The organism is Kiritimatiellales bacterium, from assembly GCA_041656295.1.
In the GTDB taxonomy this organism is placed as follows: Bacteria; Verrucomicrobiota; Kiritimatiellia; order Kiritimatiellales; family Tichowtungiaceae; genus Tichowtungia.
In genome coordinates this window covers 81,960-106,544 of record JBBADV010000002.1, presented here as the reverse complement: position 1 = coordinate 106,544, position 24,585 = coordinate 81,960, and the positions used below count along the sequence as shown (strand labels likewise).

The window sequence follows — 24,585 nt, the reverse complement described above, 5'->3', positions numbered from 1 at the left end:
TTTTAAATGTTATTAAAATAGATTGTGTTTTCGCGCTTTTTTTAAAAACGACCAGATTTAACTGCCCGGATGAGGATATTTATGAAAACAAAACTGAACTTTCTTTTTGGAACAGCAGTGCTGATAAACTTTTTCACTGCAGCCGCAGCAATGGAAGTTGATTTTTATTCCGACCGGGCAGGACTGACTCTTCCGCAGGCATACGGTGGAGCCGCGTTTACAAATACAGGGAATGCAGATGTCATGTTAACGGATGGCCTGGGCGGCCTCCGCTCTACGTTACATGACGCATCCACTGACATGTGGAGGGATGGTTCCATTTATTCAGCAATAATCCCCTCTCCTTCTGTTTATTTTCTACGGTATGACTTTACATATGATTTTTCTAACCCCAACGGAACCAATGAAACCGGAACGGTATTGGGTTTTTCTTTCTCCGACTCTTCTGGATCTAATATCGCCGGTGTAGCGCTTCAATATGATGTCGGCGCGTCCAACACTCCGCCGGCAGCCGTTACAGAACTTGAAACCGGGCTTGCCGATGCCGGCTCCGTCTCCGTTATTGCCAGAATAGACATTACATCCAGCCCGAAAACATTGTCCGTCTGGTATACGATAAATGGCGACATTACAACCAAAACAGAAAGTGTTCCCGACAAAACGGCAACCAATATTAATATAACATCTATCAGCCAGTTGCGATTCCAGGCGACCGGGGATTTTGTTCCGGCAGAATCCGAAACACGCGTAACACTGTTGCGCGCGGCTGAGTCATGGGATGAAATTATTGCCGCGCCACGGGTTGTTTCGGGAAATGGAGAAGGCAGCTATCTGAATGAGTGGACCTTTGAGCGGGATCGGGACGGCATTTTTATTACAGAAGCAATTAATTCAGGAACAAGTTCACCGCTGGCGCAATTTGCAACCGGCTCACCATCCGTCTATGTGACAAACCGGGCACTAATTTGCGTTGGCGAAGAAACCAACGGATGGGATGGTCTGATATCTGATGCGGCTATTCCCCCGGCGGCTGCAGGTAAACATTATCTCAGATATGATCTTGAATATTCATTCACGAATTCTTCCCGCAGTTCGGGAACTCTGCTGGGTGTATATTTCACGGGAGACAGCGGGGCAAAAGCCGCCGGTCTCGTGCTTGGTTATGATGACGGCAATCTTGAAAGTACTGCACCATCAAATCGCACCTTAACCGCGATCACAAACAATTTGGACACAACAGGAACTTTAACTGCAATCGCCGAAGTTGATCTTGAAACAAAAACACTTAATGTGTGGTATGATTTTGAGGGAGGAAGCGGCCTCACTACAAATACCCCGGCCATGTTTACATCCAACAATATTGCTTTGACCAGTATTTCGAATCTTTGTTTTCATGCTACCGGATCATTCCGCCCGTCCGGCTCAGAAGATTATGCGGCCGTAGATAATATCCGCCACGCCGCGTCTTTAGCTGAAATTATGGCAGAAGTCGCTGATGATTCGCTGGAGCCGAACCTGACTGTACAAATCAGCGATGAGTTAGGCGGAGCAATGGATATAGGCGAACCAAATGAAATTTCTGTTGTCATCTCAAATTCCGGCGGACAGGCATCTGCGGTTATTTCCGAGCTGACAGTTTCTCCATCCGGCGGTTTTGTGATCACATCCACTAATACTCCGGTTGTGCTGGGATGGAAAGAGTCTGTAACAAATACCTATGATATTATCGCCACAGCGAACGGACAGTATCAGTTTACGGCACGGGCAGTTTCTGCAGAAACAAACAGCCCGGATGCCGCGCTGGATATTGCAGTGGGATCCAGCCTCGGTATAGACACCACCTCAATAACAGAAATTTCCGGCGGCCTGTTTGCCGATTTGAATGAGCCGGGAGAAACACTGCGGATTTCGGTTACGGTAACAAATAATGGATCGAAAAGTGTTTCGAATATTGTCAGCACGCTGTCCGGCCCCGGAATATTTTCCATTTCTCCCTCCCCTGCTCCGTATTCCCTGACGCCGGGAACATCCACGCAGATTGATTATACAGTAGTCATCAGCGCCTCTGCCGGCGCCGGGAATTACACATTAACCATCAGCAATCAGTCCGGAGCAAACATCTGGACAGAGTCCATTTCACTGGATGTCTTCATCCGCAAACCGGGCGAACGCTGGGTTAAAGATGATAACAATGATGATCTCAATTTAGCCAGCAGCTGGACCAGCGGCGCTGTTCCGAATGCAACAGATACCGCTGTAATGGATAGCACTGTAACATCACCCATCACGACAAAACTCGGCGGGAACCTTTCCTGGAAGGGAATGGCTTTAGTCAGCAATAATGTCCCCTGGACAATCAGTGATACGAATTATTCGCTGACGATCGGCTCCAGCGGGGTTGATATGTCCGGCGCTACTGAAAATCTGACCCTTGACGCCAAAACAATACTTGGAACAACTCAGGTCTGGGCTGTTGCAACCTCCCGGGTTTTGACAGTATCCGGAAACATTTCAGGTACGACAAATGCCGCATTAATAAAAACCGGAGACGGCGAGCTGGCTCTGGATGGAGTCAATTCCTATGCCGGCGGGACGGTTCTCAGCAACGGAATACTTTCGGTTGCGAATGAATATGCGCTGGGATTCGGAACGCTGACTGCAGATAACGCAATGCTGGTTGCAGCGGCTAATCTGAATACTGATATCACGCTGACAGGAGCTATGATTCTTTCGAACGCAACTCCGATAACAGTTGCCGGGCATGTTACCGGCAGCGGAAGTTTGATGAAAACCGGCAACGGTGAATTAACGCTTGCGAATGCCAATGCCTACAGCGGGGGGACAACAAATTCCGGAAAAATTATTCTGGGTCACCATGAAGCGCTGGGAACAGGTCCGGTTGTGTTAGAAAACGGCAGCAGCCTGATGTCTATTGCCGGTGTTCATCCCAGCTGGAATAATACTTTGTTTGCACTTGTGAATGATATTATTCTGTCCGGCGATGCAACACTTGGAACTCTGACTGTGACCGCTGACGGAGGACTCTTTGTTCATTCAGGCAGAATTATCGGAACGAATCAGCTTACATTATCCGGATATCGAATCGCATTATCGGGGGATAACAACGATTTTTCAGGGGATATTGTTTTTGATACCGCGAACTGGCTCTATGCTACTCCGTCCGCCCTTGGAAACGGAAAAGGAACCATTTACGCAGCACCCAATAGAAATAACAGCTGGCATCTTAACACTGGCGGAATCGTCAGTAACGATATTTCTATAGCGGCAGTAAATAACCGGGGAGTAACATTTAATCAAGTTAACAACACCACCATTATTTTTGAAGGAAAAATCTCCGGCGGTAACGCAACCTCTTTCCTCGATTTTCCAAATGCCGGCGGGACGATTATTTTCAGGGGTGATAATTCGGGTTATATCGGGAGGCTTCGCAATGTACGCGCCTCGACAGTAACTCACGAACGAACCATACGATTCGAACATCCGAAAGCGATTGCCAGTATGGACAGTATCTTAATCGGACATGCATCAGGATTATCAGGTCAGGTTATGTTTGAGTTCAATGCACCGCTGGATCCGGTAACCACAAAATTTGAACTTCAGCGAACATCTGACAAACCTGTCATATTTAAACTGAATAATGATATTGAATTCAACGGTGCATTCAGCGATGGAACAGCTAAGAGTACGCATGGAATTCAAAAAACCGGTGCGAAAAAGATGACATTAAATGCGGCATCCGCATATAGCAGTAAATTTGAGATTAAAGAGGGTACCCTGGAGGTGAATGCCGCTTTTGACGATGCTGAGTTTACCGTCCGGTCTGGCGCCGTGTTAAGCGGATCCGGTTCAGTTAAAAGCGCTTCCATGGATTCAGGCTCCGCGCTGGACCTTTCTTCAGGCGGGATGACATTCAAGGGCGATCTTATACAAACGGGATCGGTATCAACGCTCCTTGCTGTGAACACAACAACTGCTTCAATACAGGGAAATGGCAGCAATATTCTGAAGGCCAGTGGAACACTGGTATTGGATTTTGCAGGAAATTCATCTGCAACTAACGGTGCCTCTTTTACGGTTTTGAGCAACTGGGGATATTTAAGTGATGAGGGGCTGCAAGTACTTCCGGTTAATCTTCCGCCGTTCGTTACACTGGATACGTCTAATCTGTTTAATAACGGAACAGTCCGCATTATGTCTGCAACCGGCGGCAGCAGCGGTGTCCTGGGTTCTGAGAGTATCATAATTACAGTACCGCAAGGAGATACCGGCACAGAATCTCTTATTCTTTCAAACGCGGGAATGTCCGCGATTGCCTTTGAAGTTCAGGCAAACTGGCCGTCCGGCAGCTATACGGTCACCAATAAACCGGTGGACAGAAGAGAATTTATCTCCTTTCCCGGATCCACCGGCAGTACATTGCTTAAATGGAACGGAAGCCACAGTGTTCCGGAAAATATCGGATTTAATATGCGGATTTTCGGCATTCTGTATTCCAGCTTTTCCGTTTCCGATTCCGGAAGCGTCACATTAATGGAAGGTGAGCATTCCATCCGCTTAAAACCTTATTCGAAAAGCACATCTCTTTCGCCGACGGATGCCATCCATTTTGTACAGGATACGTACGATGGAGCAAACCGACTGGTTGTTTCTTGGGGATATCAGACAGGAAAAGAACTTCAGGTATGGCTGCTTGACGATGGACGCATTATGTATCTTTACCAGTTCGGAACATGGGAGGGGGGCGAAATTGCCATTGGGAATCAAATCATTTCCCATTCTCCCGGGAGCTCATCACGGGACTGCATAGTAATGACGCCATCATCATCGACATGGGTCCGGGCCGAACCTCAATCCGGAGGTATCTCCTCCGGTCAGTATAAAAGTGTGGTTTTTTCTGCTGATGCGTCAAATATGCCTGTAGGCATATATATTGTTCCGGCAAAGGTGGTCTGGAATAATAAACATAGTCAGGATCTTTCGGTTGCTGTGAACGTGGTCAACTCAACCGTACAGCTGGACATACCGTCAGGCCTAATATTCAGCGGCCCGGCCGGATATATTACAACGACCAACATCGTTGTTACAAATTCCGGCAATTCCGGATTGAACTTCTCAATCATTGATGAAGGAACCATGATATATTCAGCGATGAATACTGACTTTGCGTGGACGGAGCTCCCCTCTCAGGGGACCCTTGTTGCGCCGCAGGATCTTGGAATTGTACCCATAAATATCGGTTTTCCGTTCGCTTTCTCAGGAACTGCGTATACGAGTTTAATTGTCCGGGCGGATGGAACTGTCGTATTTTCAGATCGTCATTCAGCAAGTCCGTTTAAAGCATCTTTATCGGGAGTGCAGGCGTGGACACGTAATGGCGGCTTAGGTGATAGAAACCGGTTTTATATTACATGGACGGATGCCTCCGGTTCGAACTCTTTCAGAGCCGTTTTAAACCGTTCAGGAAATATTGATTTCCATTATAAGCAACTGGGAACCAACTGGAATAAGGGGACAATACAGATTGAAACGGATAAAGGCATCGTCTCTACTGCGTTGAGCAGCAACCTTGCGACGACCGTCGGAACAAATTATACACAGGTTCAGGTGATTACAACCAACGGCTTCTATCCGAACTTCCGTTATACGACGAATTATCAAAATCGGGTTGACGGTTATATCACCCGGATTTTTTCAAAGTCGGTGTCGTTCAACCCGAAGTCCGGAGCAGTAAAAGTGATTACAGCATCACCCCGAAGCGGATATATCGCATCGGGAAGTAATATGACCATTACAATCAATGGAGATGCTCGCAGCCTGAAGGCCAACGGTTCTTATCAGGTCACGAATAACACCGCGTTAATCTTCAATTATCATGATCAACAGACCCTGCTTGATGTCCAGTTTACGGCAACCAACAGTGCAAGTATAAGTTACAATGCATTGATGGCGTCACAGAGTGCACTGGCTGGTGTCCAGCCACAGCTGTTTAATGTCACGTCATCAATTAACAGCGACGGCTCAAGAACCATCAGCTGGCCGGCACCGGCAGATGAACTTTCGCGCACCTATAACATCTGGTTTACGACCAACCTGACTGCCGGATGGACTCATCTGACGACCGTATACAACACCGGATCATTTGTTGATGACCAGCACAATGATGAGCCGGTTATCTTTTACAAAGTTGTTGTTCAATAGAAAATTCTACTCGCAAAAAAACCGTTTTAATTTTGAAACGGTTTTTTATGCGGTAGGTTATCAAATTAAAAAATCAACCTTTTCCGGTTTACAAGGGATAGGCGCATCTGTATATTTCGACGCTTCAATACAGACGTTGGAAGAAAAGTTAGAGGTAAGAAGGAGCCTATACGTGGATCAGGCAGTTAAAGCGGAAGTTAAGAAAGAATATCAGAAGCACGACCGTGATACGGGTTCGGTTGAAGTGCAGGTTGCACTGATGTCCGGCCGTATTTCGGAACTGACGGAGCATCTGAAAACGCATAAAAAAGATAACAGCACCCGGCGCGGATTGATCACTCTGGTCAATAAACGTCGCAAACTGCTCAGCTATCTGGCGAAAGAAGACGATGCGCGCTATAAAGAATTAATTCAGCGCCTCGGTCTCCGCCGCTAAATCAAGAGGACGGCCCCGTTCTTATAACGGGGCTGTTTTGTTTATGGCGCGCGGCGCGCGCTGTTATTTAGTTACCCGTTGCCAGTTATCGGTTATCAATCGCCTTAATCCCTTCTCTATCCATGCACTGATAACTATTAACAGACAACTGAGAACTGAAAGTAAGGAAAGAAATGAAAGATACAGTAAAAATAAAGTTCGACGTCGGCGGTAAGCCGATGTTCTTCGAGTCAGGGCTGCTCGCGCAGCAGGCCGCCGGTGCAGTAAGCTGCGGAGCAGGTGACAACATTGTGTTCTCCGCCGTTACCAATACAAAAACCCTGCGCGAAGGTGTGGATTTTTTCCCCCTTCAGGTTGAATACCGCGAAAAATTCTATGCGGCAGGCCGTTTCCCCGGCGGTTTTTTCAAACGCGAAGCGCGTCCGTCCGAAAAAGAAATTCTCACCGCACGCGTAACCGACCGTCCGTTGCGCCCGCTCTTCCCGAAGGGCTACTATAACGATGTCCAAATCAACAATATGCTGATGAGCTGTGATGGTACTATCGATACCGATTTTCTCAGCGTCAATGCCTCCAGCGCTGCGCTGACAATTTCTGAAATTCCGTTTATGGGCCCGATCGCCGCTGTACGCATCGGCCGCGTGAACGGTGAATTCGTAATTATGCCGACGCACGCCGAGCTCGCACAGAGTGATCTCGATCTGACCTACGCAGGGACGGCGGATCTGCCGCTGATGATCGAAGGCAGCGCCAACGAAATCAGTGAAGCCGATTTCGTCGCCGCTATGAAAGTTGCGCACGAAGCGATTCAGCCGATCATCAAAGCACAGCTCGAGCTGCGCAAACAACTTGGACTGCCGGAGAAAGTGATCGAAATCCCAGTGGCGGATGAAGAAAAACTCGGCAAAGCCCGCGAATTTGCCGGCACTGAACTGCTTGCTGCACTGGCGATCAACGATAAACTCCAGCGGCAGGATAAAGTCAGCGAGATCAAAGAATCGCTGCAAGCCAAACTGCTCGAGATTTATCCGGAAATGCCAGAAAACGAATATTTCCATCTGTTCGATGAGCTCGAAATCGAAACTGTCCGCAAAAATGTGCTGGAACATAACACGCGGGTCGGCGGTCGCGGCTTTAAAGAACTGCGCGAACTCAAAGCACAAGTCGGCATACTGCCGCGCGTACACGGTTCGGCAGTGTTCAACCGCGGCGAAACACAGGCGCTGGCCGTTGTAACGCTCGGGCCAAAAAAAGAGGCACAGGCCGTTGACGCCGTTACCGGCGGCGAAAAAGAAAAGCCGTTCATGCTGCACTATAACTTCCCGCCGTACAGCGTCGGTGAAGTCGGGCGTCTCGGCACAACCGGCCGCCGCGAAATCGGACACGGGAATCTTGCCGAGCGCAGTCTGCGCCCGATGATGCCGGAAAATTTCCCGTACGCCATACGCCTGGTTTCCGAAATCATGGGTTCTAACGGTTCGTCATCCATGGCATCCGCCTGTGTCGGGACGCTCGCGCTGATGGACGCAGGAATTCCGATCAAAAAACCGGTCGGCGGAATTTCTGTCGGACTGTTCACCGGCAAAAATGATCAGGCTGAACTCGTGCTTGATATTCTCGGCACCGAAGATCATTGCGGCGATATGGATTTTAAAGTCTGCGGCACGCGCGACGGCATCACCGGATTCCAGGTTGACCTCAAAATTGACGGACTCCGCTGGGATCTCGTTGAAGGCGCCTTCGCCCTCGCCCGCGATGGCCGTATGCAAATTCTGGATTACATGGAAAGCGTTCTTGCCAAACCGCGCGCCGAAATGTCTGAATTTGCACCGCGCATCACCGTCATCCAAATCGATCCCGAAAAAATCGGTGCGCTCATCGGTCCCGGCGGGAAAGTCATTCGCGGCATCACCGATACCTATGGTGTACAGATCGACATCGAAGAAGACGGCACCGTCAATATCTTCAGCAGCGACGCCATCGCGATGGCTTCGGCAGTCAAAGCTGTTAATGCGATCACCGCTGAAGCTGAAATCGGAAAACTCTACGAAGGCACCGTTAAGACCATTCGCGACTTCGGCGCATTCGTCGAAATCCTGCCGGGCAAAGACGGACTCGTACATATCTCCGAGCTCGCCGACTTCCGCGTCGGTAAAGTCGAAGACATCTGCAAGGAAGGCGATAAAATGTGGGTTAAAGTCCTCGACGTCGACCGCGACGGAAAAATCCGTCTCAGCCGCAAGGCTGCGATGGTGGAAATGGATGCTGCTCACAACGAAGATCAATCCGAATGATCTCATTCGTCTTCGCCGAAAAAGCCCGCTGACCGGCGGGCTTTTTTATTGATTAGGCATCACGCATCATTTACAGAATTTACTATTCCGTCTCTGCAACCATGCGCGTGATGGTTCCGCGGTTTTTTTCAATAACACCGGCAGCTGCTGCACCAAGTTTTGCGCGCGCTGCCGGATCGGCAAGCATCTGTTTCATCCGGTATTCAAGCACGATGGCGTCAGGCACCTGGCAGATTGCGCCGGCGGCGAGAAAATCCTCCATAACGAGCGGAAAGTTTTCCATACCCGGGCCGACAAATACCGCCTTGCCGAACAACGCCGGTTCAATCGGATTCTGTCCGCCGTGGCTGTACAGACTTTTGCCGACGAAGACAAGATCGGCAATCGCGTAGAAATCCATCAGTTCGCCGGTGGTATCAACCACTAAAACCTCAGGATGATCGATGAGGCTTCCGGCTTCATTTGTGTGAACACGCGCGGAAGTCTCGCCGGCGGTATTGAATTGACTCCGCAGTGCGAATGAAAGGTTTTGTTCTGCAAGTATCTGGACAACTTCATTCCGGCGCTCGGCGTGGCGCGGAACGAGGACTAAAAACACTTTCGGATTTTCGCGGCGCAGTGTTTTATAAATCCGGCAAAGCACCTCTTCTTCACCGGGCCAGGTTGAACCGCCGAGCAGAATTATCGAATCGCCGGAAACCGCGATGGAGTTTAAAATGCTCCGTGCAACGGCGCCGGAATCTTCGGCCGGCGCCGGCAGATCATATTTCGCAGTACCCAGAACCTTTACGGTTTCGGGCCGTGCGCCCATTGCAAGAATCCGTTCACCGTCGCGTCTGCCCTGCACCAGAATCGGGTTGATCATCGCGAGCAGCCGGCGCGTGAGCGGGCGCAGCAGCATATAACCTTTGAACGATGAATCGGAAACGCGTCCGTTAATCAGCGCCACCGGAATTTTTAATTTATATGCGCGCCGGACGAGGTTTGGCCAGAACTCTCCTTCAACCAGAATCAGTTTTTGCGGACGGATGATCTTGAAGACGCGGCGAATGATACACGGCAGATCGACCGGAAAATAAATCAGCACATCGCGCGGATCAATTTTACGCCCGGCGAGCGCGTGACCGGTGGATGTGGTTGTGCTTAGCACAAACAGCGCGTCCGGATGCAGCCGGCGGTACTCCTCGATATAGCGCAGTGCAATAAAAAGTTCGCCGACACTGACCGCATGAATCCAGATGTGATCGCCTTCCGCAAAACGCGCTTTCACGCCCTGCCCGAAAATTCCGAAACGCTGTTCAAAATGGCGCCGGTAACCGCCGCGCCGCAGCATGCGCGTAATAAATTTCGGCAGCATGAATAAAAAAATGACAGGGAAAACCAGGTTGTAAAAAATCCAGATCATTGCCGCACAGAATTCCGGTTCACTGTGAAATATTCAAGTGTTTGTTACTGCTTATCCGTTAAAAAATACCCGGCAAACAGGTATTGCGGTTCATGACGGAATCAGTTTTGCACTTTTTTAAGCTGCTTAACGGTCACCGTTTTTTCATAGAGCGCTTTGCCAACGATAGCGCCGGTAAGATTCGGACTGTTCAATGCTGCCAGCCGTTTAATATCCTCTACACTCGAAACACCGCCCGACGCCACCACGCTGCAGGAAACCGCCGAACAGATTTTCCCCGTTTCAAATGCATTTACACCGTCCATCATGCCGTCACGGGCAGTGTCCGTATAAATAAGTGTGCCGACGCCGGCAGCGTCTACTTGTTTGGCCAGGTCCGCCGCGGTTATATCCGTCGTTTCAACCCAGCCCTTCGTCTGAACTTTTCCGTTGCGGGCGTCGATACCTGCCGCAATTTTTTCGCCGCCGAATTTTTTAACCAGCCGCGCCAGCTCTTCCGGATGCTCACATGCGCGTGTGCCGAGAATCACGCGCGCAACGCCGGTATTCAACAGCGTTTCAATATCCGCATCGGTACGGATTCCGCCACCGATTTCAACCGGTATATCAATCGCCGTGCAAATTTCGCGCAGGATTTCCGTGTGCACCGGCCTGCCCAGAAACGCGCCGTCCAGATCGACCACATGCAGAAATTCGCCGCCCTCTTTCACCCACATCCGCGCTGTTTCCACCGGATCAAACGAATACACCGTTTCGTCCGCCGCTGCGCCCTGCCGCAACCGTACACAGCGCCCGCCCTTTAAATCAATTGCCGGAATAATTGTAATCATTGTAAGAAACTAGCAGGTCGAAGGTCTGAAGGTCAAAGGTCTAAAGTCAGAAATCACAAAACCAGAATGTTTTTTAACGGGATCTACAGGATACATCAGATTTTACATAATATGTGTGATTCATAGACATCATTTCAATTCATTTGTAGTGTACCTCAATGGAAAAAGAAATCCGGCAGCGCTTTCAATGGGTAAGACTTTACGAAGAATTTGAGGATGCCGGGATTGTTTGTCGGTGTTGCGGCATCTCGCGATCGACGTTACGTAAATGGTGGAACCGGTATCAGGCGCAAGGCCTTGCAGGATTAAAAAACCAAAGCAGACGACCACACAACTCCCCGGCAGCCAAAATAGGATCTGACTACGAGGCAGCTTGTTTTGGAATTGCGCGAAAAACGTAACATCGGGGCAAGGCGTATTCAAAGCGAGTTAAAATGTATTAGGGCGTGTTAACACTGTTGCATTTATTTACGGATGGTTGTAAAAATGCCGCATGAAACTTACGCAGGAACAATACGACCGGATTGCCGATGCATTTCCGACGCAGCGCGGCAATGTCTCTTTGGATCATCTAACCGTGATGAATGCCATTCTCTATGCGCTCGAAAACGGCTGTAAATGGCGGGCGCTGCCGGCGGAATTCGGTAACTGGCATACCATTTACACCCGCATGAGCCGCTGGGCAAAAGCCGGCGTACTGAACCGGATTTTTGTTCGACTGCAGGAAGAGGCCATGCTTTATGTCCGGATCGACGCCATGTCACTGGACAGCACCAGCGTCCGGGTTCACCCGGATGCCTGCGGGGCGTTGAAAAAAACGGCCCGCAAGCCATCGGGCGGTCACGGGGCGGACGAACTACAAAGATACATCTGGTTGCCGCAACTGCTCGTCAGGCAGTAATTTTCTGCTTGTCTACCGGCAACGAGGGTGACGCGCCGCGGGGCAGAGAACTGCTGATGCGCATGGGCAGAATCCCGGAACCATGCCATCTGCTTATGGATCGCGCGTATGAAGAGGATGAAACCCGAGAACCGGCTCAGGCGCTCGGGTTTATACCTGTTGTTCCGCCTAACCCGAACCGGAAAAACCCATGGGATTACGATACAATAATCTATCAAAGACGAAATGAGGTTGAGCGACTCATCCAGCGGGTGAAATCCTATCGCCGGGAATTTACCTGGTATGACAAACTGGACATTATGTTTTTAGGATTCATTGTCTTCGCGTTCATCGTGGAATTCTTGCGTTTGTGTTAACACGTTCTAGAGTTTAATATTATGAAACCAGCTGGAATAAACTGAAAATCAACGATTTATTTTGATTCCTGCAGGTGCGGCGACTTTGTACAAAGACACGCAAAAAAAACCGGATGTGACAGCGGTTTGATACAACTTGCAGGGATCCTCCACCGGCGCTGCAACACCGCTTCAAACATTTTGTATGAGAACTTCAGCACGGTCTTTTTTTCTGCCGGCCGCACTTTTTCTGATGAAATATTTCATCAGTGCGATTTTTGAATGTTAAAACCTGCGAACAGTTTCCAGATTTCCGGATGACCGTTTAGCAACAGAATGAACCGGCCAGAGATTCCCGCCAGCCGATTCCGCAACGCTGTTCTCATGTTTGAATCCTTTGTCGAAATTGATCGTGAAATCGCTGCACAAGTCGTCGGGCGTGACAGTTTTTTTTATGTGTTTCTATGGCATCAATACTTATTTCTTTTACTTTATTTCTACGTATTGACAAGCAGCCCTGCACTCATATAGCGTACCACCTCTTTCGGGCGATTAGCTCAGTTGGTTAGAGCGCTTGCTTGACATGCAAGAGGTCACAGATTCGAGTTCTGTATCGCCCACCAGTTTTTTATTGATTTCAATCTTTATTCTAAAAATCGATACTTGTTTTTCCAACCTATTTTCTTGCTTTATCTTTAAAAGTTTTTATTCTTCACTCCGCTTCGTGAATTTTACGGAAAAGGAGTGTTATGAATTTTTCCTGCTGCACCGTTACTGCGATGCTGATGATATCTTCTGCCGCCAGTCGCGCCGATGATATTTTCGCCGGTCTGGACGATTTTGAATTTGATCCCGGTACGGCGTCCGTTGTGCCAGTCATCACACCGCCGCCAGAAAATCCGCCGGCAGAAGAATCAGAACCGGAAACTGCACTGGAAATTCGACCGCCGGTTTTATCAGTCACACCGCCGCCGGTGTTTGTTGCGCCGGAACATCCACCGGAAGTGACTGATACTCCGCCGGAAGAAATCATCATCATCGATGTGCCGGAATATCAGCCGCTGGAAGAAATGCCGGCACCGGCAGTGCAATTTGATGAAGCCAAAGCGGCGTACTGTTCCGACGATTTCGACCGCGCGCAAAATTTATTTGAATCGGTTGCCGGAATTCCGGCCTACCAAAATGATGCAGCCTACTGGCTTAAGCGTGTTGCCGAAAAGAAAGATTCCGGCGCAGAAAAATTATATGATGCTACGCGCAAGCGCATGCTTGCCGACGTTCAGTCCGCGTGGAGCTCGCCGGCGCCCGCCGGAAAGGTTCCGGCGGATCTACTGGAAGAGCATGAACTGTCGGCGGAAGAACAGAAAATCGCTGCGCTGCGCACAAAACTGGAAACAATTTTTATTCCGGCGATTGCATTTCATGATGCCGATATTCAGCAGGTCGTACTCGAACTGTCGGCGCTCTGCCGGAAACTTGATCCGGAACACAAAGGGGTCAACTTCGTCGTCTTTGGAATTTCCGATACCGTATTGCCGCTGATTACATTTTCCGGCACTGCACTGTCCGCACTGGAAACGCTGGAGATCGTCACACAAATTGCCGGCATGAAATATGAGATTGGAACCAGCATGGTCAGCATAACGCCGGTCAATTATGAATCGCCGGCGCAGATGGTCGCTGCGGAATTCGACATCATTCAATCCGTTGTACGGCACATGCTGGCTTCCGGCGCGCCGGAGAGTTCAAACGGTATGATCGACGTGCGCCAATTTTTCGGCACCGTGCCGTTTCCGCCGGGAACGAGCGCACAGTACAGTCCGGAATTCGGCATGCTGCTCGTGCGCAATTCGCCGAAGCATATTGAAAAGATCGACACCCTGCTGCGCCGTTACACCCGCCGTGCGCTCGAAGAAAGTGCGCGGCAGGTTGAAATTGAAACGAAATTTATTGAAGTCGCTCAGGGCGCGCTCGACGAACTGGGTTTTGAATGGACAGTCGGCGCCGCCGGCGACTGGATTAATCAGGATCGCTGGAGCATGCCCGGCGGGCAGAAACTTTTTTCCGATACACTGCGCACCGGTGAAACCGCATTCAGTATTCCCGTTGGAATTTCCGGCGACACCATCCGCACCGGGCTTACCGGTCCGGCGGGCGAACTGCTGATTCAAAAAGTACAAGGTACGCCGGCGAATTTAATTATCCGCGCGCTCGAGCGCACCTCCGGCTCCGATCTGCTTTCCGCGCCGAAAATTTTAACGAAAAGCGGAGAAACCGCTTCCATTCACGTCGGCGAAGTGCACTGGTATCCGACCGCATTCGATGTCGGCATTGAGCGATACGCACAGACCAGTTTAATTCCTCTAGACTATGAAGAGCAGCGTACCGGCGTTATACTTGAAGTCACACCGGAGCTCGATTCCGAAAACGGCACGATCAATATGAAACTGGCGCCGGAAATCCGCGAGCTCGCCGGATTTAATCAGGAACATGTCGCTACACTCTGGCCGTTTTTCACTGGCGGAAACAACAACGCATTTTCCATAGAAAGCATGTTAAACGGACAGGAGCTCAAAGAAGTACTGGGGACATCGCAGCGGCAGGCCGACCGCCTTTTCGCGCGCCGCCCTGTGTTCAAAACGCGCAAAGTCAACACTGCCGTAACCATCCAGGACGGCACAACCATCGCAATGGGCGGGCTGATTAAAGAACATCTCGAAACGTTTAAAGACAGTGTGCCGGTGCTCGGGAAAATCCCATTGATCGGGCGTCTATTCCGCTCCGAAGGCGAACGCAGCATCAAACGTAATCTGCTGATTTTTGTCACCGCCAATCAGGTTGATGCCGCCGGAAACCGGCGGAATCTGTAACCGCAAATAACATGAATAAAAACGGATTAAGAAATCGCGAATGGACATCAATTTTCAGTTGCCACAAAAAGCACAAAAAAACACAAGTTATTATTTTCATGGATTGTTGTGTTTTTGGTGGCCGATTCTTCAGTCTAATCTGATTTTGCATCCGTTTAAATCTGTATTATCTGCGGTAAAAAAATTCTGTTTCCTTTGTTTCCTCTTGGTAAAATCCGTTCCGGCGGAATGGAACGTTTATTATAATCTGCCGCATCAGTCGCAGTCCGGCGTCACCTATCCCGAACAGTTTATTATTCGCGACGCATTCATTGAGCGGATCAATCAGCTCAACACCGGGCATGAAGCAACACTGACAACCTTTACATTCTCGGCGAACGAAGGCGCCGGAACAATCATTAACGCCATCGACGCCGCACTTGATCGCGGCGCGCAAATCCGTTTTATCGTCGACAACGAAGCAGAAACGGATATTCAATACGGCGGCAGATTTTCATTGCGTGATTTAACGGCGCGCACGATCAATCCGCTGCGATTGACGCTCGACGATCACGCCGGCGGAATTATGCATACCAAACTCGGACTCTTTGATTACGGAATCAACAATAAAGTGGTTATGGTCGCATCATGGAACTTCACGCTCGCCGCCAGCGCGAATCAATGGAACATCGCCGTGGAAATCCGCAGCGATGATTTTTATTCCATTTATAAAGCCGAAACCGATGAACTGTTCGCCGGCCGGTTTCACGATCATGCCGACAAATCGCATGCACACGACGGTGCAGTTTTTTATTTTGGAAATTCCGGTGCAAATATGGTTCGTTTTGCGCCCTACCCTGATTCCGGCAGCACTGCCGAAGCAGATATCATCGAGCTGATTAACGGTGCGGAACACGAAATTATTTTTGCACTCAATAAATTGAACCGCACCGCAGTGCGCGATGCGCTGATTGCGGCGGCGGCGCGCGGTGTAAAAATTTCCGGCGTGATGCCGCGCAGCGATACAGATGCGGGCAAAGTTTCGCACGCAGTCTATTCATCACTCACCCATCATGTTCAGTTTTTCACCGCCGCCGCACGCGCCGATTATTCCGCAGCGGATTCCGGTCAGCAGGATTTGATTCACGCGAAATATATGGTGATTGATCCCGGCAGAACAAACGCGGCGGTGATTCACGGCTCGGCAAACTGGACAGCCGAAGGACTCGCCGGTTTAAACCAAAATGACGAAACGGTATTAATTTTACGGCACACCGGAATCGCACAAAAATTTACGGAGCACTTTCAGCGCGTTACCGGCACCGGAATTTTTTCCGGCGGAAATTCGGTGCTCGCCGAATGGAACTTTGCAGATAGCGACCGGGTTGCCGATGCCGGAGTTACGGCGAATCTGAATGCAGAAATTACACGCGTGCCGGAACCGGCCGCCTATTCATTCACCAGTGGAATGCTGACGGCGAACGGCTGGAACGGCGGCGCACACACGGCGTACTGGGAAATTCAAATCAACACGGTTAAGCACCGGAATATTAAACTTTCATCTGTGCAAACCGCGACAGCCACCGGACCGGCGAATTTTAAATTGCAGTATCAAACCGGCGGCGATGAATATACCGATGTCGCCGGCGGTGAAGTTATAATTCCGGCGGCAAACAGTTATGCACTGCTCACGCGCGTTCCGCTGCCGCCGGAATGCAATAATCAGTCGAATGTTTTTCTGCGCTGGCTGATGGTGAACAACACCGCTGTAAACGGCGCAGCTGTTGCGAGCGCCGGCGCCGGACGAATTGATACAATTATGATTACCGGCGACGCATATAATCAGCCGCCGGTCATTGATGTTATCGATGATCAGAATGTTTTTGAAGGCACGGAAGTTTCATTCCCTGTCACGGCACGCGATGCAGTTGACGGCGATAGCTTTTCGCTGCGCGCGGAATCGCTGCCGTACGGCGCAATTTTTACCAACGGAATTTTCCGGTGGAATCCGGCGGCGCCTGCCGGCAGTTATACCGTACTGTTTATTGCGGAAGACAAGGACGGCGCAACAACGAACGCGGTGCGGATTGCAGTGACACCGCGTCCGCAGTTTTTCATCTCTGAAGTCGCCGATCCCGCCGGTACTGGCGGCGACACAAAACGGTTTGTTGAATTGTATAACGCCGGTGCGACCGAAATTGATCTGGCGGCAGAACGGTGGTTTTTATGCCGGCAGAATAACGGCGGCACCAGCTGGAGTGCGATTGCACTCACCGGACTTGTCGATGCCGTTTCAACCTATGTGATTGCCAAAAGCGCCGACGATTTTTACGGCGCGTACGGCATCGTGCCCGATCAGGAAAGTACCGGTGTCGATGGCAACGGCATCGATGCCTATTTCCTCTTCCGCTCCGGTGATCATCGCACCGGAATTCTGATAGATATGTTCGGCGAGCGCGATGTAAACGGCAGCGGTACAAACTGGGATTATACCGACGGACGCGCTGAACGTAAACGTCATGTACTGCATCCGTCGACCGGCTGGGATGAAGAGGAATGGATAATTACCGATGCCGGCGTTCATGAGATGAATCCCGGTGTGCACGGCCCGCGCCCGGAATTTATCAACGAAACAGAGGCGTTTGTTTTCGCCGGAGATAAATTACGCTTAACGATTACCGCCACAAATCCGGTTTGCACCGATGTAATTACACTGAGCATCGGCGAATTGCCGGTCGGCGCAACATTTTCCGGCGCGACCGGCACAAATTCAGTCACCGGAATTCTGGCGTGGGATCTGCCGCTCTACGGCGTGCATACCGCGAAAATTTTCGCGGAAGGCTTTGCCGGCACGCGCGAACTGACTCTGAAAATTACCGTGGCAAGTTCCGCTCAGATTGCCGGAAATTTTTACGGCTGGAGCGGCGACACCATTTTTAAACTGAACAACGGACAGTTCTGGCAGCAGACGGTCGGGGGTGTAAAACGCGTCGCGCCGCTGTATCGTCCCGCAGTGACAATCACTAATCAGTTCGGACAGCGCCGCATGATCGTCGCCGGTGTTTCCGGTTATGTTGAAGTTGAGCAGATTGATATCATCGAAACATTCATCACCGGAAAATTTTCCGGGCTGCATTATGAAACTGTTTTTGAGCTGACCGACGGCACCGCATGGAAACAAATCAGTTTTGAACATGTTCCGATGAATGAGCTTCCGGCGCGCGTCTGGCGGTTTGAAAAAGGCGGACAGCTGCTGATGCGGTTGATCGGTGTGGATGATCGTGTGCTTGGCACATGCACCGTTGAACCGGCGGCAGCAGTTTCCGGCGCAACGGACAGCCGGATCAGCGGCTGGTTTCGCGGATTCTATCCGCGCCGGATTTTTGTGTTAGAAAACGGTGAGTGCTGGCGGCAAATCTCATTAACCGCAGTTGACGCATTTTCATTCCGCCCCGCCGTTACAATTACAAACTGGCTGAACAGCGGAATTTTCCGCCTGAGTGTCGCCGGTATTCCGGCACCGGTCGAGGTAGAGAAAATTCATCTGATGTCCAGCGGTGTAATCACCAATTCATTTTCCGGTCTGCGGTACGGAAAAATTTTCCAACTGAATTCCGGAGATGAACTGATTCAGGTGAGCTTTGAAAATATCCGGTGCGTCGTCGCACCGCCGGCGGCACTGCTTTGGGAAGAAAACAGACAAACCGTTATGCTGGTCCGCGCATCCGAAAACGAAACCATCGGCAGTTGCATCGTTGTTCATTCCAGCGGCGATGAAGACGGTGACGGGGTTTCAAACGCTGCCGAAATGATCGCCGGAACCGATCTGTTTGACGCGAACTCCCTGTTTACCATTCAATCAGCCGCCGGGATCACCTTGCAGTGGAGCTCTGTGCCGGAGCGCATTTATTCCATCGAACACACCGTAAACCTGACCGAACCGTTCCAAATGATTGCCGCCGGAATTATGTATCCGCAAAATTCGTGGACGGATTCTGTCCACCGCGCTGGACAAAATTTTTATCGTGTACAGATACGACCAGCCGATGAAACTCACAGTCTTATTCGATGAAAAGGATGCCCGCCGGCGTTCAGCACTGCAAAAACTCAACGCAGACAGTTTTGTTACTTTTACAATTTGTCTCTTATCCGCATAAAACGAAAATACCGCTATCTTTTTGCACCGCCGCCGGCGATCTGCAATTATGGCTGGAATTTATGATTCGTCCGGTTGAACATCCTGAAACACTGACGGTAACAGAGCGCTTTTTTGCACCCGGCGGCGCACTGGAGCAGGCACACGCCGGTGAAGAGTTTCCGTTTGAAGTGCGGCCGCAGCAGCAGAAAATGGCGCGGGCTGTAGCGGAAGCGTGTGCGAGCTCGTGCCATCTGGCGGTGGAAGCCGGCACCGGCGTCGGTAAAAGCTTTGCCTATCTGGTCCCGCTGATTCTCAATGCGCTGGCGCAGAATACGCGTGCGGTGGTGGCAACGTATACGATTACACTGCAAGAACAGTTGATGGAGAAAGATATTCCGTTTCTGCGCGATGCGCTCGGCACAGAGTTTAAAGCACGGCTGGTAAAGGGCCGCTCAAATTATCTTTGTCTGCGCCGGCTGGCGCGCGCGCAGCAGATGAGCGGCGATCTGTTTGATACGTCGAAAAAGCTCGAGCTCGACCGGCTGCGCGCATGGGCGGATACGGCGACGGAAGGCAGCCGGCAGGAAGTTGAACCGCAACCCCCGGCGGATCTCTGGAGCGCGGTGTGTGTGGAAGACGGCAACTGCCTCGGGCGGCGCTGTCCGGATTATGACCGCTGTTTTATGATGAAAGCGCGCGCCGGTTTGCATGAGGCAAATCTGCTGATTGTAAATCATCATCTGTTTTTCGCGGAACTGGCGGTGCGCGCGTCCGGCGGCGCATTTCTGCCGGATTATAGCTTTGTGGTGTTTGATGAAGCACATCAGATGGAAAACGTCGCCGCGGAAAATCTCGGCATCCGGCTTTCACGCTACGCACTTGAACACTGGCTGCGCCGGCTGTTCACGCAGGATAATCAGAAAGGGCTGTTTGCGGTGTTGCGCGACGGACGCGGTGCCGATATTACGAATCGCACCTGGAACGAAAGTACAAAGTTTTTTAAAACAGTAAAACGGCAGTTTAAACTGTCAGATGATCATCCGGTGGTACGCCTGTGTCAACCGCCGGAAATTGATACGATGCTACCGGACCAGCTCGCAGAAATGGACGTGCATCTCGGCGTGCTGATCCGCGACATGGAAAACGAAGAATTGAAAGCGGAACTGCAGTCGGTACGCACCAAAGGCAAATATTTTATGGACATGCTCACGGCGTTTTTAAAACAGAATGCAGATGGGCATGTCTACTGGATTGCACTCGAAGGCAAAACGCATAAACAGCCGGTGCTTTATTCGGCGCCGGTGGACGTCGCGGGAATTCTGCATAAAATTGTGTTCGACCAAATTCCGGCGGTGATTATGACCAGCGCTACGCTCGCCGTCGGTGATACACTAAACTGGTTTCGCGGGCGGATCGGCGCGGAGCACTGCGACGAGCTCGTCGTCGATTCACCGTTCGATTACAGCCGGCAGATGCGCGTTAAAATTCCAGCGGGAATGCCTGATCCGCTGAATGAATGCGCTTATGAAGAGGCTGTCATACGCACTCTGCCGCACTATATTCTGAAATCCGGCGGACGAACATTCGTGCTTTTTACCAATGCCGGTTTCATGCGCCGCGTCGCCGGACAGGTACAAGATACGCTCGAAGAATCCGGCATTGAACTGTTTGTACAGGGCGCCGGACTTTCTCCGCAGTCGATGCTCAAACGCTTCCGTGAGCACGGCGCGGCGGCGCTGTTCGGTTTAGACCGGTTCTGGATGGGCGTGGATGTGCGCGGAGATGCGTTAAGTAATATCATTCTTGTGCGACTGCCGTTCGCTGTGCCGGATCAGCCGCTTGTGCAGGCGCGCATGGAACAGATTAAAGAATCCGGCAGTGACCCGTTCCGCAACTATTCACTGCCGTCCGCCGTCATCAAATTCCGGCAGGGCGTCGGGCGTTTAATCCGCACCGCAAGCGACGAAGGCACCGTTGTGATTCTTGACCCGCGTGTAATGCACAAATGGTACGGCCGCCTGTTTTTACAGGCCCTGCCCGACTGCCCCGTCGAGGTGGATGAATAATCAGAAAAGAGAAACTTCCGGTGGCTTGCCGCAGGGAGCGTTACTTCCAGTTTAGTGTTTTGCCCGGGAATGTATCCTGGCCTTGACAGCAGATTGTGCTCTGCTAGCATGCATTTTTTTGCGTGTCCGTGGTAAAGAAAAGGTCGGGCGCGCTTTTTATATAAACCGAATAGGAGAGCCAAAATGGCAAAAGGTAAGCAGTACGTTTATTTCTACGGCTTCGGCAAAGAGCACACCGAAGGCGATAGCAGCATGAAAGCAATTCTCGGCGGCAAAGGTGCCAATCTGGCCGAAATGGCGAACGCAAATCTTCCGGTGCCCCCGGGCTTCACGGTGTCGACCGAAGCCTGCGCCTGCTACAGCAAAAACGGCGGCCGTTATCCTGAAGGCATGGAGGATCAGCTGAAAAAGACGCTCGGCAAACTTGAAAAACTGATGGGCAAAAAACTCGGTGATCCGAATGATCCGCTGCTCGTTTCAGTCCGTTCCGGCGCGGCAATTTCGATGCCGGGCATGATGGATACTGTGTTGAATCTTGGTCTGACGGATAAATCAGTGCTGGGATTTATCAAACAAACCGGCAAGGAACGTACGGGCTGGGACTGCTACCGCCGGTTTATTGATATGTTCGGCGACGTCGTGATGGGTCCGTATACCGGTCTGACACACCACGATTTTGAAGTGGAACTGAAAAAACTGAAGCAAAAATATAAAGCGGCAGAAGATACCGATCTCACGGCGGATCAGCTCAAAGAGCTCGTCGAAATTTATAAAAAAGTTTATCTGAACAAAGTGAAGAAACCCTTCCCCCAGGATCCGATGCAGCAGCTTGATCTGTCGATTCGCGCGGTGTTCGGTTCATGGAATTCCGAGCGCGCTGAAAAATACCGGCAGATTAATAAAGTGACTGGACTGCTCGGCACGGCGGTGAATGTCTGCACGATGGTATTCGGTAATATGGGTGAGGAGTCCGGTACCGGCGTGGCGTTTACGCGCGATGGCGGCACCGGCGACAGCAAGCCGATGGGAGAATATCTGATTAACGCGCAGGGCGAAGACGTGGTGGCCGGAATCCGTACGCCGAAACAGCTCGATGAAATGCCGCATGAAAAATCTCCGGTCTGGAAAAAAGCGCATACCGATCTGTTGAAAATTATGGATCGCCTGGAGCGCCAGTATAAATATCCGCAGGATGTTGAATTCACCGTACAGGAAGGCAAACTGTGGATGTTGCAGACACGCAACGCCAAACGCACCGGTCTCGCCGGTGTGCGCTGGGCTGTAGAAATGGCGACCGGAAAAGATGTGTTCACCGGAAAAACACTGCCGAAAATTCTGACACAGAAAGAGGCGCTCATGACGGTTTCCGGCGATGACCTCGAACAGCTGCTGTTCCCGATTTTTGACGTGGCTGCGGAAAAGAAAGCCAAAGCAATTACATCGGCGCTGCCGGCGGGGCCCGGCGCGGCGGTGGGTAAAATTGTATTTGAAGCGAAAGAAGCCGAAGCGGCAGTTGCCAAAGATCCGAATGCTAAAGTAATCCTGGTTCGTCACGAAACAAGCCCGGAAGATGTGGGCGGAATGTGGGCGGCCCAAGGCGTGCTCACGTCTACCGGCGGAATGACATCGCACGCGGCGGTCGTTGCGCGCGGCTGGGGCAAATGCTGTATTTGCGGCGCCGGCGCTCTGCAGATCGATTATAAAAAACGTACTGTAACCGTCGACCGGAAAAACTATAAAGCCGGTGACTGGATCAGCCTGAACGGTTCCACCGGAATCGTGTACGAGGGTCAAATTCCGACGCAGTCAAGCCCGGTGGTTGCCGGTGTGATTGACAATAACGCTGCGGCGAAAAAACACCCGATTTATAAAATGTACGAACAGATTTCGCAGTGGTCGGATGCCGCGCGCAAAATTAATGTCCGTACGAATGCCGATACGCCGAAAGACGCTTCGAACGCGCGCGCGTTCGGTGCCGAAGGAATCGGACTCTGTCGCACGGAACACATGTTCTTTGAGGGTGACCGTATCTGGGCAATCCGCGAGTTTATTCTTGCCGACGATGAAACCGGCCGCAAAAAAGCACTTGGTAAACTGCTAAAACTTCAGCAGAAAGATTTTGAAGGCATCTTTAAAGCAATGGACGGTCTGCCGGTAACGGTGCGTCTGCTTGACCCGCCGCTGCATGAGTTTGTGCCGCATACGCCGAAAGATCAGAAAGAGATGGCAAAGCGTCTTGGCATCCCGCTAAAAAAGGTTACGGATCGCGCCGCGCAGCTGCATGAATTCAATCCGATGCTTGGTCACCGCGGCTGCCGTCTTTCAATCACCTATCCGGAGCTTTGCGTCATGCAGACAGCGGCGATTATCGGTGCGGCCTGCAAAGTTGCGAAAGCAAAGAAAAAAATCAAAGTTCTGCCGGAAATCATGGTTCCGCTGATCGCCACGAAAGCCGAACTCGACTTCCTTGAAAAAATCATCCGCCGTACTGCAGAAGAGGTGATTAAGAAAGAGGGCGTAAAGCTGAAATATCTGGTCGGTACAATGATCGAAACTCCGCGCGCGGCGTTGACCGCCGACGAAGTGGCCGACACTGCCGAATTTTTCAGCTTCGGCACGAACGACTTGACCCAAATGACATTCGGCTTCAGCCGTGACGATATCGGCACATTCCTGCCGGATTATCTGAAAGAAAAACTGCTGCTGTGCGATCCGTTCCAGAGCCTTGACCAATCCGGCGTCGGACAGCTTGTAAAGAGCGGCGTTGAGAAAGGTCGTTCAATCCGTCCGGAACTGAAATGCGGTATTTGCGGTGAACACGGCGGCGATCCGGCCAGCGTGAAGTTCTGCTGTAAAGCCGGCCTGAATTACGTCAGCTGCTCGCCGTTCCGCGTGCCGATTGCACGTCTGGCCGCCGCGCAGGCTGCAATTCAGAGCTAAATGGCAGGGCGGCTTCGATGAAGCCATCGCGGACGCCTCATCGAGGCGTCCCTACCAAAACCGTCGGAAAATTTCCGGCGGTTTTTGATTTTCAGAAATTTTCCGGCGTTTTGTTCGATATTCGAAATTCACCGTTTCAAATTGCTCCGAAGTCTGATAAAAGAATAAAAAA

10 protein-coding genes, 1 tRNA gene and 1 pseudogene are annotated in these 24,585 nt (G+C 51.0%); 10 read left to right on the top strand and 2 right to left on the bottom strand.

Annotated elements, in window-relative coordinates:
• The first annotated feature begins 81 nt into the window (after positions 1-81).
• The 3 genes from WC959_01715 (at position 82) to WC959_01705 (ending at position 8,949) form a co-directional block, all read left to right on the top strand.
• Positions 82-6,219, top strand: coding sequence for an autotransporter-associated beta strand repeat-containing protein (locus WC959_01715; GenBank protein ID MFA5687858.1), 6,138 nt, complete (start codon positions 82-84; stop codon positions 6,217-6,219).
• A 172-nt stretch (positions 6,220-6,391) separates the two neighbouring features.
• Positions 6,392-6,655, top strand: coding sequence for a 30S ribosomal protein S15 (rpsO, locus tag WC959_01710; protein ID MFA5687857.1), 264 nt, complete (start codon positions 6,392-6,394; stop codon positions 6,653-6,655).
• Between the two features lie 173 nt (positions 6,656-6,828).
• Positions 6,829-8,949, top strand: a complete 2,121-nt coding sequence (locus tag WC959_01705; GenBank protein ID MFA5687856.1) for a polyribonucleotide nucleotidyltransferase — start codon at positions 6,829-6,831, stop codon at positions 8,947-8,949.
• 82 nt (positions 8,950-9,031) lie between these two features.
• Here WC959_01705 and WC959_01700 read toward each other — a convergent pair whose 3' ends face one another.
• Together WC959_01700 and hisA are read right to left on the bottom strand one after the other, a co-directional pair.
• Complete coding sequence (locus WC959_01700) at positions 9,032-10,354, bottom strand: glycosyltransferase N-terminal domain-containing protein (protein MFA5687855.1); 1,323 nt, start codon at positions 10,352-10,354, stop codon at positions 9,032-9,034.
• Between the two features lie 101 nt (positions 10,355-10,455).
• Positions 10,456-11,184, bottom strand: coding sequence for a 1-(5-phosphoribosyl)-5-[(5-phosphoribosylamino)methylideneamino]imidazole-4-carboxamide isomerase (gene hisA, locus WC959_01695; GenBank protein ID MFA5687854.1), 729 nt, complete (start codon positions 11,182-11,184; stop codon positions 10,456-10,458).
• A 158-nt stretch (positions 11,185-11,342) separates the two neighbouring features.
• Between hisA and WC959_01690 the strand changes: the two are divergent.
• The 7 genes and pseudogenes from WC959_01690 to ppdK all read left to right on the top strand — a co-directional run bounded on the left by WC959_01690 (position 11,343) and on the right by ppdK (position 24,413).
• Positions 11,343-11,631 (top strand): annotated as a pseudogene (locus WC959_01690) (helix-turn-helix domain-containing protein).
• Positions 11,632-11,677: 46 nt separating this feature from the next.
• Positions 11,678-12,441 (top strand): IS5 family transposase gene (locus tag WC959_01685; GenBank protein MFA5687853.1). Its coding sequence is split into 2 segments (ribosomal slippage): positions 11,678-11,996 and positions 11,996-12,441, totalling 765 coding nucleotides; the frame shifts between segments, so codons are not numbered across the junction.
• Positions 12,442-12,966: 525 nt separating this feature from the next.
• Positions 12,967-13,043 (top strand) — tRNA-Val (locus WC959_01680).
• A gap of 126 nt (positions 13,044-13,169) precedes the next feature.
• Positions 13,170-15,290, top strand: a complete 2,121-nt coding sequence (locus WC959_01675) for a hypothetical protein (GenBank protein ID MFA5687852.1) — start codon at positions 13,170-13,172, stop codon at positions 15,288-15,290.
• 205 nt (positions 15,291-15,495) lie between these two features.
• The gene (locus WC959_01670; protein MFA5687851.1) at positions 15,496-19,341 is read left to right on the top strand and encodes a phospholipase D-like domain-containing protein; all 3,846 of its coding nucleotides are present in this window, start codon (positions 15,496-15,498) and stop codon (positions 19,339-19,341) included.
• A 50-nt stretch (positions 19,342-19,391) separates the two neighbouring features.
• The gene (locus WC959_01665; protein ID MFA5687850.1) at positions 19,392-21,473 is read left to right on the top strand and encodes a helicase C-terminal domain-containing protein; all 2,082 of its coding nucleotides are present in this window, start codon (positions 19,392-19,394) and stop codon (positions 21,471-21,473) included.
• 183 nt (positions 21,474-21,656) lie between these two features.
• Positions 21,657-24,413, top strand: a complete 2,757-nt coding sequence (ppdK, locus tag WC959_01660) for a pyruvate, phosphate dikinase (protein MFA5687849.1) — start codon at positions 21,657-21,659, stop codon at positions 24,411-24,413.
• Positions 24,414-24,585 lie beyond the last annotated feature (172 nt).